Here is a 13081-nt window from a genome sequence, read left to right on the forward strand (position 1 = left end):
GAACAAATGCAGCGGGTCCACGCCCTTATAAATCAAGGGCATCATGGATTTTTTGCGGGTTAAATGTACGTGTAACGGGAAAATTACTTGGCCGCGAATAACGAATTGATAATAGACCACAAAGCCCATTTAGCGCAAGAAAATTAGGCCGCAATCCAGGAGGCGCGGCCAGGGGGGATGCTACTTGTCTTTCCAGACCGCGGCCAGGTCTATGCGAAAAACTCCTGACATGGAGTGAATCCACAACCGGTCCCGGGAGTCCAACTGCATGCCGTGGGGCCTGCCTCCCACCCGGATTTCCCAGAGCCGTTTTCCGCTTTCCAGGTCAATGGCGAAAACCTTGCCCGAACAATACCCCAGGACGTAGATGACATTGCGCTTCGGGTCCAGGCTAAGATACCTGGCGTGGCGTTCGCCTTCATACACCCTTTCGATGGCGAAATCCCTCACACGCACCTTGGTCAGGCCGTCCCATACATTGGACTGGCAATATAAGGCGTCCTCCTCCGGGGTGAGGGCCATGGAGGTCAGGGAAAACAAGTCCCATTGTTGGGTGCGCAGGATTTTCAAGGAGTCCGGGTCGATTTCCGAAATGTCCCTTCCCTGCCAGGTGGCGACCACCATGTATAACAGCCGGGTTTCCCTGGACTGGGAAATGCACCAGGCCCAGCCCCCCTCGCCCAGGGTTCCGGGCTCGTACAGCGGCATGACCTTTACCTGCCGGTTGGCCTCCAGGTCCACCACCGCTATGCTGGGATACATGGACGTGGCGATGTACAGGGCCTTTCCGTTCACGTCCAAAGCCATGTCCATAGGCTCCCACAGCATGGGGGGGACGTAGCCTCCCACCGGGATGGACCGGACGATGGACAGGTCTTTCTTGGAGATTTCGTAAAGATGGTTGTCGTGCCAGGGCGCCACAAACATGCCGTCCCTGGTCATCTCCACCCGGCGCACGTTGTGCTCCGTCAGCAAATAGGAGATTTCTCCGGTGTCCAGGTCCTTTTTTACGATGGCGGGAATAGTGGTGCTTCCGTAGGCGTAATAGGTCCCTCCGTAAAAGGCGAATAAGGCGTTCAACTTTTCATCGAAAAACACCTCCCGCACCTTGTTGGAGGCTCTAATCTCGCCGCGGGTTTTGAATCCCGTCCCCGGGGGGGTCAGGTAGGCGAGGTTGTCCGGGTAATCCCTAAGCAAAGCCTGGGCGACTTCCCCCACGTCCATGATTTTGACCACGCCCGCCTGGGATAGGATTGTTTCGTCCGAGGCTGCTCCGGCGCCCCCGATTTTCCATTGCACGATAAAAATTATCGTTGTAATGGCCAAGGGCAGAAACACCGCGCAAATCATCCTGAATCTTCCCGCCCGGACCGCCAGCAGGTAATATATGACTATCCAATAAGCCAGCGCAACCCAGGCCCATCCCATAACGGAGCGCCACATCAGGAAATTGTTGACCAGAAAAAAACTCCAGTAAATTTTAAACCCCGGAGTCGCCTGGAGCTTGATCAAAATATAGACCACAAAGATCCCGTAAAACATGGCCCACATGACTACGTTGCACAGCCAGTAATAAAAACGCCTTCGGCCGGAAGGGGCCGAGCCTTGGGATCGGGGATGCAGGTCTGTAAATGTTTTGGTCGCCCGCCATTCAAAGAGCATTACGGGAGTAAACAGGAGCACCACTGCGGACAGGCTGGTTACGGTTTCGGTGCAGCACAGGATCAGGACGCCGTGCATATACAGAAAAACCGCCCAGGCCGTCCAAATCGGAAAAAACCAACGGTTCATGAATACGCCTCGTGCGTAGGCAGCTAATGTTCCGCCCTTGTCCATTTACGTCCCAATCATCCTTTAGATTTTTTGCCCGGCGCCTTGCCCGAAACGCGCTGCGGCCGCCCCCCAAACCTGTTTGGCCAGGCTTTTGAGCTTATGCAGAAAAAGATAATCCAAAAAACGGAAAAGAGTTCCTGAAATTCGGCCTCCGTTTTTGGAGACATGCCGGTATATGGCCCACAACCGCCTTGGACTGCATAAAAACAGAAGATAGGCCAGGGATTGATACATCCGTAATTCCGTTGCGCCTACATGGGCCAAGCTGTCCTTGACGTTAAAATATAAAGAGCTTCCCGCTTTCGGGCCGCCGGGTGTCTTGCTGCAATATTCCCGGGCCAGTTCCGTCCCTTCCTGAGGAATCACGATGAAAAAAAAAGCGCCATGCATCGGACTTCTCCACGCCCAGAACAGGGTTTTCAGGATTTCACGCCGGGTCTCCGTGGGAAAGCCCAACATAAAAAATCCCCAGCAAAAAATCCCCAGCTCCGAAGCAATCGCCGCGTTTTCCTCCAGTTTTTCCAGGTTGATATTTTTTTTGGCCAGTTTTTGAATGCGCGGCGATGCGGACTCTACGGCTATATCGATGTGGTAGGTCCCCACCGAAGCCAGGGCCTCCAAAACCTCCCGGTCCAAAATGTCCGACCGGAGCCCGTTGGGAAAAGTGAAAGCCGTTTTCAGCCCCCGCCTTTTGATCTCACTGCAAATTTTCAGAACGCGCTTTTTGTTCAGGTTAAATACATCATCAATTATTTCAAATTCATGAATTCCAAAATCCGTTATCAGCCGCTCAATTTCGTCCACCACCTGTAAGGCGTCCATAGGCCTGAATTTTTTTGAAAAGATGTCATGGCAGTATATGCAGTGATACGGGCATCCCCGGGACGTCATTATGTACGCGTAGGGCTCTTTCGTGCTCATGGGGGTCATTCGGGGCTGATGCTGGTATTCCATGAGATCAATCAGATCATAGGCGGGGAACGGCATGCTTTTGATGTCAATCAGATCTTTGTTTTTAGGCCGGCAAACCGTTTTACCGTCCGGGTCTGAAAAGGCCAGGCCGCTGATTTCCCTGCCGGGATGGGAGAGCCCCTGTTCGAACATTTCCAAAAGGCTTACAAACGCCTTTTCCCCTTCTCCCATGACCAGATAGTCCGCGGGAATGTGCTTTATCAGGTCAGGGCCCGCGGATGATGCAAGGGGGCCGCCCAGGACGACGGGAATATTCGGGAAGTTCTTTTTCAGGAAAGGAATCAGCGCGTCAACCCGGCCGGCGTCGGCGCTCATGGCGCTGACGCCGATGCAATCCGGCCTCAGCTCCTCAATATAGGCAATCCACTCCTTTTGGGTTTTTGGATGAATCCGTTCATCCAGGATAGTGAACTGATCCTTTCCCGGACGCACTTTGTTTGCATAGGCGGCCAGGCACAACAATCCCAGGGGAGGGGCGACGGAGTCTCCGGTTTCCAGAACCGCCTTTCTCATGGCTTTAATCAATAAAACGCGGGACATGCAATACCCCTCTTTGTTGCATTGGGACTCTCAAGGCCTGTTAACCGGGCAGTCGTGAAATCGCCGGTAGCTTCGGGTGAGATCGGACCGCCACATTCTCAGGACTATATCGGACAACGGCTCGTTTGTCACGGCGCCGAACTTTTCCTCCATGTAGCAGCAGGGCTGCACGTCGCCGAAGGCCGTCACGTGAAACATGAGCCTGTCCAGGGCCGCGCACGAAAACACCGCTTTTGGATGGTTAATCCAGTCCGACTCCCAATAGACCCTGCCGGGCTTTAGCAGCTTGCGCATTTGAGCGATTTCGTCCCGGGAAAGCACCACGCGTGTTTTTCCCTCCCAGCCTCCGCACATGATGGAAGTGAGCATGCGCACCCGGGCGCCCAGGCCGCCCGCCAGGTCCAGGATGGCCTGCAAATCTCCATTGTCCAGATTTTTCTTGGTTGCCACCGCAGACACATCGCAGCGAATGCCGTTTTCCAGGCATAGCCTGACGCCCTGCACTGCTCGGGCGTGAAGCCCTTCCACCCCGCGAAAGGCGTCATGGAGCCTGGGCCGGGCGTGGTCCAGGCTCACCCTGACGTGATCCGTCCCAAGGGCCGCCAGGCTTTTCACCCTGTCCGAATCCAGCAGATACCCGTTGGTGTCCAGGCTCACCCGCATGCCAAGGCCTTTGGCCGTTCTGACGAAATCGTCCAGGTTGGGGTGCAGCAGGGGCTCCCCTCCGAACAGGTACAGGTTCGCGGTCCCGGCTTTGCTGCATTGTTTTATGAGGTCGATGATCTGGCCCCTGGAAAGTTCCGGCCGGTTTTTTTGCTGATTGGTTCGGGATCCGCAATGGGGGCACTGGCACTGGCATTGATAGGTCAGGGAAATCATGGCCGTGGCCCCGAACAAAGGCGCGGACATCATCCTCATGGAGGGCATGAGCGCGTCTTTGTACGCAGCCAGAATCAATCGGGACAGGGGATCGTCGAACCGGGAAAATCGTTCGGCCAGCCTGCTCCGGGCCTTGTTCAGGCCCTGAGAAGCGCCTGCTCGCAAGCCGGCCCGGACCGATGAAGTCTTTTCCTTTCCCATAATCCCTACGCAGTCCTGGGGGTGATGCGGAATTTAAAAACCTTTCGGGCCTTGGTTTTTAGCGTATAAAAGACTTTATCCACCGCAATGTAACGTACAAGGCCCAAAGCCAGGGAAACCAAACGGCGGAACGGCGCCACTCCGCTGGTGTATATCAAATACACCCGCCAGGGGTTGAAAAAAAAGAGGAAAAAAGCCAGGGAATGCATGATGGCCAGTTCCCGCGGGCCTACAGCGCCTAACGCGCCTTCCGGCGAAAAATAATCCCACAGGCGTTTTTCCCCATCGCTTTCGATGGCCTCTTCATATTTTTGGGCCAGCTCCGTGCCTTCAAAGGGAACCACCGGAAAAAAATACGCCCCGTGCAGTTTGGAGGAGGCCGCAAACCAGATGGTTTTCCACAACTCCCGCCGGCTTTCCTGGGGCAGCCCCATCATGAGAAAGCCCCAGGTGAAAATTTTCAGGTCCGCGGCGATGGAGATGTTCTCGCGGATTTTTTTCAGGTTGATGTTCTTTCGTAAAACCTTCTGGATGCGGGGCGACGCCGTCTCGATGGCGAAAGCCATGTGCACGGTCCCCATGTCCTTCAATGCTTCCAGTGTTTCCCGGTCCAAAATGTCGCCCCGAACTCCGTTGGGAAAGGTGAAGCAGGTTTCCAGCCCCCGTTTTTTGATCTCCGCACTAATGTCTTTGACCCGTTGTTTGTCCAGGTTGAAAATGTCGTCGTAAACCTCGAACTCATGCACTCCGTACGCGTTGATCATGTGCTCGATTTCGTCCACCACCCGCATGGCGCTCATGGCCCGGAACTTTCCTGAAAATATGTCGTGGCAGTATATGCAATGATACGGGCAGCCCCGGGACGTGAACAAAGGCGCATATAACTGGGAGGTGCGCACGGGCGTCATGCGGTCCCGGCCCACGTAATCCTGCAGGTTGATGAGGTCGTAGGCCGGATAGGGCAGGGCGTCCAGGTCGGCCCGGTTTTTGGAAGGGGGATTGTCGATGATGCTTCCCGAATCGTCCCGAAAAGCCAGCCCGGCAATCCGATCCAGGGGATAATCCTCGTTCCCGTCCAGGGCCTCCAGCAAGCCCGTAAAGGGGATTTCCCCCTCGCCCTTGACCACAAAATCAATGTTTGCCTCGTCCAGAAGCCCGGCCCCGGAGGACGACGCCAAAGGCCCGCCTATGACGATTTTCGCCTGCGGCAAGGCGCGTTTGAAAACCGGCAGCAAATAATCCACCTGATCCTGCTCGATGGACATGCTGCTGAAGCCGATGACGTCCGGCCGGAGGTCTTTCAGATAAGCCTCCCACTCCCTGGAAGTCTTGGCGTAAACCCGCTCGTCGACAATGGTGAAAACGTCCTTGCCGGGGCGCTTATCCCTTGCGTAAGCCGCCAGATACAAGACTCCCAAAGGCGGAGAAACAGCCAAAAAATGGTCCGTATACTCCCGTTTTCGATTTTTTATGAGCAGGATATTCGCCATACAACTCACACGCCCCATGATCGGGGCGCGCCTCCCTTTTCATCAGGCTGCGGGGCGGACGTCTCGGAAAAATGCAGGGGCGGCGGGGCGTAAAAATCCTCCCGGCGTGCGCAAACAAAAATGCGGCCGCAATTCCCATGCTGTTTTCGTTGCATAATCCCCCCCCTCAGGAGTCATTTACACCGTCGATTTCATATCCCTAATACCATTCCTGGCGCGTCAATTAAAGGCTAAAAAAACTTCCGGCCAACGGCGCAGCTGAATAAATATATAATTGCAAGACGATACAACCACACAACTGCAGACCGAGCGCCTTCGGCGGCTAACTACATACCTTCAAAACTGCATAACAGCACGCCTCCGGCGGCAAACTTTTAAAAAAGTTTGATCAAAACTTTAAAATGGCGCTTCGCGCAAGAGCGCAGACAGGTTTGCCATTCCCGAGCGTCCCTGTCGGGAATCCAGCGCCCCGGCACTTGTCTTGTGAAAAACAACGCGTCGCGCCTAATATTGTCGATACAGGGAACCTATGCTACTATAAATTCTCAGCCGTGAATGAAATGTTTCCCCGGTTTCTCTTGCGGGAACCGGATTTCCGACCCCGTACTCGTATTGCAGCAAACATGGCGAATTATTGCCAGGCTCTTTGACATTTCGAGAACAATCTAAAAACCAGGGTCACGCCCAAAAATGCAATTTTAAAGATAACTATTCAATATTGATTGGGATTGATTGCCTGATCCCAGAACGGCGGGAACTACGAATACGCACCCCATGGGCGCGTGAAAAAATGGGAAATCAGCCAGTCCCGCTCGAAGATCCTGTTTCAATACGGATATGGCTACGACGCCCTCGGCAGGAGAACCAGCGTCACAAACAGCGGGACAGCGTTTGACGAGCCTGCGTTTAATATCTACGGGTATAACTCAAGGAACGAGCTTAGAGCCTCTAACCACTACCTTGGGACCAGCATCCTTGATACAGCCAGTCCAGTTGATGATGAGGAAAGGGCTTATAACTACGACCCAATAGGCAACCGCATCAATGCACAGCAGGATTACGACATCAGCGCCAGTGCGCCCATTACGTCCACTTATGTGACCAACAGCCTGAACCAATACGAATCTGTGACATCTGGCGGGGAGAGCATCTCTTTAGACTACGACGATGACGGCAACCTCATCCACAAGGACGGCGTACAGTACGTCTTCAATTGCGAGAACAGGCTGGTGGAAGTATCGCCCCTGGCTCCCGTGATAGGAGACACCAAGGTTGCCTTCGCCTACGATTACATGGGCCGCAGGTATTTGAAGCAGAGCTACGTCTACTCAGCAGGGGAGTGGTCCCTTGTGTCCACCTCGACCTCCATTTGGGAAGGCTGGAACCGCATCCAAGAGAAAGTCGTGTTGGCCGCTGATTCTTCCAATGAAGAAGTGACATCCTATGTGTGGGGCCTCGATCTATCCCAATCTTTGCAGGGCGCAGGAGGAGTGGGCGGTTTGCTTGCCGTGGTGGATGCTGACTCTGACGTGGACTTCTACCTCTACGACGCCAATGGCAACGTGGGGCAATTGATAAGTGCAACTGACGGTACGCTCCATGCCACATATGAATATGGCCCCTTTGGACGCCTCTTGAAGTCCACTGGTTCTAAAGCCAATGAGAACCCCTACCGCTTCTCCACCAAGCCCATGGACGCTGAGACGGGCCTCTATTATTACGGTTACAGGTATCTTGACGTCGATCTTGGCAGGTGGGTCAGTCGTGATCCTATTGGGGAACGTGGGGGGTGGAACCTGTATGGGTTTGTGGGGAATATCCCCATCGGTCTCGTTGATTTCCTGGGAAACAAATACTATCCAAATTCTAGCTCTACTAGTACCTATGACATAGACTATGGTGGGCCAACATATGGCCCGGAACCAAGTCCGGGGGGAGAAATTGGCGATATTATCGATTCCATAAAGGGGCAGAGCAGAAATCTTGCAGATTGGGCATATGACCAGATTAAGGATTTAGGTTCTTCTGTTGGAGACATGCTTACTTGGACTGAAACCTATGATAGTAATAGCAATCCAGTTCCTGCTGTTTATGATACAAACAGCATCCTGAGTCATGATACAGGTTGGGCAGATGCAGAGAACTATGATAAAGCCATGTTTGCCGCATTTAAAGGTCTTGTGGGATTTTTAGCGACTTATAAAGCTGGCATTGAGGTAGCCGTTGTCGGCGCATTGGTCTCAGGGGCAGCTAGTGATTTTTTTGTAAAACAATTCCGTATTACAGGAAAATCAATGATTAGAAGGGAATGGTATGGTAGTATTACGTATAGACTGAGCACTGAGGGAATTGAGCAGTTTTATGACTATCATTCAAGTGGTCCGGATGAAAGAGTAGTTATAGAGTTATATGTGTATGAACGATTTAAGTGCGGCTCTAAAGTAATAGCAGAGAAAGAGCCATATTTATGGCCAGGATTTATAGAAGTAAATAAGTTTTTGCAAAATTTAAGGGATCCTTTCTATGAAAAGGATATTACAACGTTCTATCCATTTGGCGCGGATACTCTCACTTATTAAGGCTATTCAGAATAAATGAAGGCCATTTTTTCAATATTTTAAAGCATAAGGAATTGGCATGGAAAAATTGTTAAAGAAAATGTTTAGTCGTTCATGCCTTTCAATTTTCTGTTTGGTTGGATCGCTGGGCATTTTTATTATTGGTTTTGTTTTCTGTTTTCCATTAGGGAAAATAATTGCTCATGAACTCACGCATAAAACAGTTATTGTATCGAAATCATACTATATACGATATATGTTCTACGTGTATTTGGTTACACATTGTATAGGAGGGTTGTTGTTCATTAAGGGAGTGTTTTTATATGATCAACTTAAATCATACTCGTTGAGATTTTCAAATTTCACTTATTTGATTTTTAACTGTGCTTTTATAGTTTTATGGTTCATATTTTGTTTAAGTACACTTGAAATGTTACTTGGAAAGAGTATCAGTATTTCAATAGAGCATTTAGGTATTCTATTTACAATTATGTATATAGTAGGCGGCGCTGATGGCCCAAAGTACTCGAAGCGAGGGCGAAAACAGTGACTCTTGGACTTTAGGGGACGCCTTTAAGAAGTTAATAAACTCTGTAGCATGTTGATTTTGTACGATATTTGAGGCGGTTGGACTGGTTGGCAAGCCCCCATAGAGGGGCCTGAAACATAAAATTTCGGTTTTCGCCCGCACGCAGGGGAAGCGGTTTTTTTCCCGATCCCTGTAGGGAAGGTGCGGAGAAGGATGAGGCGGAGGCATGCATTCCCACGTGCAACATGGGAGCGAGTCCGAAAAGCATGAACAAAAAAAAACATAAACCACGGAAAACACGGAAGTCACGGAAGCGTTAAATTCTGTGTTTTCCGTGTCTTCCGTGGTTAATACGGCAGTTTTTGGGGGCGTTCGGGAATGACGATCCCCCCCATCCTGACCTTCCCCCGCCAGTGGGGAAGGGATTTTATAGGATGCCGCTTCGCGCCGGAATTTGTTGGGTTTCGCAGGCTCTGCCCAACCTACGATGTCAATGGGGCGCCATGGGGACGTAAAATATTTTTGGCGTTGGGAAAGAGTTCCGGTCGCGCCTTTTGTGCTTCGCACCCAGGCAGGATACTGCTCTGCCTGGGCCACCCAAACGAATAAGGATGCCGCTTCGCGTCTGCATTTGTTGGGCTTCGCAAGCTCTACCCAACCTACGATGTCGGCGCGGCCAGGGATAGGGACGCTGGATTCCCGACAGGGACGCTAGGGAATGACGATCCCCCCCCATCCTGACCTTCCCCCGCCGGTGGGGAAGGGACGTAGGGGCAGGGTTCCCCTGCCCAAGGGTTGGGAGACCCAACCCCTACGCGGGCGAAGCAAGCGGCGCCCTTACATGATCCAGGGAGTTGGGGAGCGCCGGATATATGAACTGTCTGGTTTTGCGCGAAGCGCATTTTGAAGTTCTTTGATGTTCTTGGGGACGTCTTTGATTAATTGCCTAACTTGACATCCAAAGTTGGCTTGATGGAACTCTTGGGGGCGTCCCTGATTAATCCACTAACTCTGACTTTAGGGGACGCCTTTAAGAAATTAAGAAACTCTGTAGCATTGTGACTTTAGGGGACGCCTTTGACTTCAGGGGACGCCTTTAAGAAATTAAGAAACTCTGTAGCATATTGATTTTGCGTGATGTTTGAGGCGGTTGGACTGGTTGGCAAGCCCTCAAAGAGGGGCCTGAAACATAAAATTTCGGTTTTCGCCCGCACGCAGGGAAGCGGTTTTTTTTTCGATCCCTGTATTGGGCAGGGTCTTTGACATTTGAATAAAAATACGGAGATAAATGCGGATGGAGAGGGCGCCGTTTGGTAGGACGGCGCCCTCTCCATCCGCTAATGATTGCACCCTTCGCCCGCCATCCTCAAGGGCGATCACAAGGATCTCCCCTACGCGGGCGCATTACGTAAGGTGCGAATCTGGTATTCGCCCAGGCGGTAGGGCGCGAATCTTGTATTCGCCCCAACAACGGCGATAATTTGTGCGATCACAAGGATCGTCCCTACGCGGGCGCAGCAAGCAGCAGGTGTGGGTTTTGGCCTGAACATGATAACTTATCGCCCCTACGCGGGCGCAGCAAGCAGCGCCCAATACAGGCAAGAAAAAGGGCATATCAAAGGCGCTATTCAGGCCGATCAAGTCCGTCAAGTGACTTCAGGGGACGGACTTCAGGGGACGTCTTTGATTATTTGACTAACTCCATCGTCAACAGCAGGCTCAACCCAGTCAGTCCCCCAGGCGGTCCAGCGGCATAAGCATCATGAGCCTTTGCCTTTGTTGTCCACCCTTCCCATGATGATCCCCTGGACCTGGTTCTTGACGATCATGGCGTCAATATGACCTGGGGGACATAAATTCGTCGTGGAATACTCAGGGATGTCCCCATAAGCCGTCTGCCGCGACTGCTTTGAGGAATTGTGTCAGGATCAGACCTGGCAAGACCAAATCAAAAAAAAGGACGAAACAGGGTGAAATCCGCGCTCTTTTTATAAAGCAGACCGCTCCTCGTCCTTTTCGGAGTGGGTCCAGAGCTTCAGGTTTCTGAAATCCTCGCGTGCCAGGCCGGTTTGGGTCAGGCCCAGAGCCGGATACAGTACGCCCCGCAGGAGCCACAGCAAAAAGGCCAAAGCGCCCAGGGGAAAAACCACGCCGTTCAGCAGCTTGATTACAAACAGCCGCGCCACGCTCAGGGCGATGTCCTTTGTCGCCGTAAGGGAGTATTGCATCAATTCCAGGGATTTGTCGTACAGGAACTTGGCCTTGTCGGTGATTTTGTCGATCCGGTGGAACTGGGACACGTCAAAATGCCGCCCCGCTTCTTCAAAGGACGAAAACAGCGAGGCCTCCAAGGGCGCGGTGGTCGCCTGGGAAAGGTTCGCCGCTAAGTATACGGACGAAGGCAGCACCAGCAAGAACACGATGGCCGCCAAAAGGGTCATTTTGGAAATGCGTTCCACGGAGACGGCCCAGGCGTTGGTTTCCTTCAGCCAGGGGCGGATCAGAAACCACAGGCAAAACCCGGACAGGGATACGATCAACAAAATATGGGCCACGGGATAGCAGCCCTGGAGCACGCTTTTGGTCACCGTGGAAAACATGATGCTCAGGATGAGAATGCGCCAGGCCAGGTTCAAATAATCCAACACGGGTTGGAGGGCGTCGCCCACCTCCATTTCCGTGCCTGCATTGGCGAAGACCACGCCGGCCTCAAACTGGAGGGTCGTGCCTTCGATGATGTCCGCCGCTCCTTTGGCCAGGCCGATGGGGATCATCAATTGAGCCGTGTCCCGCACCGAGGTTTCCAAAAAGGCGTCGTTGTATTCCGCCATGGGGCGCATGACGGCGCGATAGGCTTTTTCCAGCGGCCCTCCGGCAGCCAGGGCCAGAAAAATCAACGCCGCGGCCAGGGGCCAGTACATCAGGGCCAAACGCTTCGCCTTTGCCTTTGTCGCCATGCCTTCCTCCATGAAGGGCCGGTGTTTTTTCAATAAATTATTTTACACAAGATAATGCATATTTTCAATGACACAACAATTCCCTCCATCGCACGGCCCCTGCAGTCATCCCTGGAAGATTGAAAGGCTATGATAAATGCACAAATACGGTGACAAATCCGACCAAACCCATTAAATAGGGAAGGGGGGGAGGCAATCTATATCAGTACGGAGCAACAATCAGTATGAGCGAGAAGGAAATCCCCGACGGGTTTCATTACGTAGGCAATTGCATCCGGCCGCCCAGCGAGGCCAATTCCATCCTGCTGCAGGCCACCTTGGGATGCTCCCATTCCAAATGCACCTTTTGCGGCGCGTACAAGGACAAAAGGTTCGCCATCAAGGACCGCAAATATCTGGAGAGCGACCTCCGGTTCGCCCGGCATTACTGCAAGCGCCAGGACCGGGTTTTTGTCATGGACGGCGACGCATTCGTCATGCCCATGAAGCACTGGAAATGGCTTTTGGGCGAGATCAGGGACAAGCTGCCCTGGGTCAGACGCACCACCTGTTACGCCAATCTCAAGTCCATCATGTTGAAGTCGGACGAAGACCTGAAATGGCTGTTCGATAACGGCCTGAAAGCGGTGTTTTTAGGCTTGGAGTCGGGCCACGCCCAGGTGCGGAAGGACATCCGCAAGGGCGGAACTCCCGAGGAATTGATCCACCATTGCAAGAGATTGAGACGGTCCGGCATCAAGCTGGTTTCCATCGTGCTGTTGGGCCTGGGCCAGACCCATTTGAGCATGGAGCACGCCCGGGAGACGGGCCGCGCTCTTTCGGAGATCGACCCCGAGGCGGTCAGCGCCCTGAGCCTCATGCCCTTGCGCAACACCCCCCTGGGGGAAGCCTATGAGCGGGGCGAATTTGACATGCCCGATCCCCTGGGCATCATCCGGGAGTTGCGGGAGTTGGCGGCGCACACGAATTTGTCCCGGGGCTCATTTAGGGCGGTCCATGCCAGCAACTATCTGCCTATTGACGCCAAGTTCCCCCGGGACAAGGAGGCCGTCCTGGCGACGTTGGATCAGGCCCTGGCCGGAAACGTCCGGTTAAAGCCGGAATGGATGCGGGGCTTGTAGC

At 52.9% G+C, this 13081-nt stretch carries 8 protein-coding genes; 2 read left to right on the forward strand and 6 right to left on the reverse strand.

From position 1 onward, the window contains the following. Positions 1-180: 180 nt before the first annotated feature. From BUE18_RS13290 to BUE18_RS27955, 5 genes are all read right to left on the reverse strand, one after another. Entirely contained in the window at positions 181-1791 is a 1611-nt protein-coding gene (locus BUE18_RS13290) for a YncE family protein (RefSeq protein ID WP_073476472.1), read from the reverse strand. 63 nt (positions 1792-1854) lie between these two features. Beyond that, positions 1855-3345: a B12-binding domain-containing radical SAM protein gene (locus tag BUE18_RS13295; protein WP_073476474.1), complete on the reverse strand. Its 1491-nt coding sequence runs from the start codon at positions 3343-3345 to the stop codon at positions 1855-1857. Positions 3346-3375: 30 nt separating this feature from the next. Next, entirely contained in the window at positions 3376-4425 is a 1050-nt protein-coding gene (locus tag BUE18_RS13300; RefSeq protein ID WP_073476475.1) for a radical SAM/SPASM domain-containing protein, read from the reverse strand. A gap of 5 nt (positions 4426-4430) precedes the next feature. Next, positions 4431-5915: a B12-binding domain-containing radical SAM protein gene (locus tag BUE18_RS13305; protein ID WP_073476477.1), complete on the reverse strand. Its 1485-nt coding sequence runs from the start codon at positions 5913-5915 to the stop codon at positions 4431-4433. 5 nt (positions 5916-5920) lie between these two features. Further along, positions 5921-6070 (reverse strand): hypothetical protein, encoded by a 150-nt coding sequence (locus BUE18_RS27955; RefSeq protein ID WP_170868362.1) that lies wholly within the window; start codon positions 6068-6070, stop codon positions 5921-5923. Positions 6071-6697: 627 nt separating this feature from the next. Between BUE18_RS27955 and BUE18_RS13310 the strand changes: the two genes are divergently transcribed. Further along, positions 6698-8494: an RHS repeat domain-containing protein gene (locus BUE18_RS13310; RefSeq protein WP_073476479.1), complete on the forward strand. Its 1797-nt coding sequence runs from the start codon at positions 6698-6700 to the stop codon at positions 8492-8494. Positions 8495-10990: 2496 nt separating this feature from the next. Here the strand turns inward: BUE18_RS13310 and BUE18_RS13325 are convergent. Further along, positions 10991-11959 (reverse strand): hypothetical protein, encoded by a 969-nt coding sequence (locus BUE18_RS13325; protein ID WP_073476485.1) that lies wholly within the window; start codon positions 11957-11959, stop codon positions 10991-10993. Between the two features lie 224 nt (positions 11960-12183). Between BUE18_RS13325 and BUE18_RS13330 the strand changes: the two genes are divergently transcribed. Beyond that, positions 12184-13080: a radical SAM protein gene (locus tag BUE18_RS13330; RefSeq protein WP_073476487.1), complete on the forward strand. Its 897-nt coding sequence runs from the start codon at positions 12184-12186 to the stop codon at positions 13078-13080. Position 13081 lies beyond the last annotated feature (1 nt).

It is taken from the genome of Desulfatibacillum alkenivorans DSM 16219, from assembly GCF_900142135.1.
Taxonomy (GTDB): domain Bacteria; phylum Desulfobacterota; class Desulfobacteria; order Desulfobacterales; family Desulfatibacillaceae; genus Desulfatibacillum; species Desulfatibacillum alkenivorans.

Excerpts from the sequence above, each read along its gene's own strand:
- BUE18_RS13290 (WP_073476472.1), bottom strand. The coding sequence starts at position 1,791 with ATGAACCGTTGGTTTTTTCCGATTTGGACGGCCTGGGCGGTTTTTCTG.
- BUE18_RS13295 (WP_073476474.1), bottom strand. The coding sequence starts at position 3,345 with ATGTCCCGCGTTTTATTGATTAAAGCCATGAGAAAGGCGGTTCTGGAA.
- BUE18_RS13305 (WP_073476477.1), bottom strand. The coding sequence starts at position 5,915 with ATGGCGAATATCCTGCTCATAAAAAATCGAAAACGGGAGTATACGGAC.
- BUE18_RS27955 (WP_170868362.1), bottom strand. The coding sequence starts at position 6,070 with ATGCAACGAAAACAGCATGGGAATTGCGGCCGCATTTTTGTTTGCGCA.
- BUE18_RS13300 (WP_073476475.1), bottom strand. The coding sequence starts at position 4,425 with ATGGGAAAGGAAAAGACTTCATCGGTCCGGGCCGGCTTGCGAGCAGGC.
- BUE18_RS13330 (WP_073476487.1), top strand. The coding sequence starts at position 12,184 with ATGAGCGAGAAGGAAATCCCCGACGGGTTTCATTACGTAGGCAATTGC.
- BUE18_RS13325 (WP_073476485.1), bottom strand. The coding sequence starts at position 11,959 with ATGGCGACAAAGGCAAAGGCGAAGCGTTTGGCCCTGATGTACTGGCCC.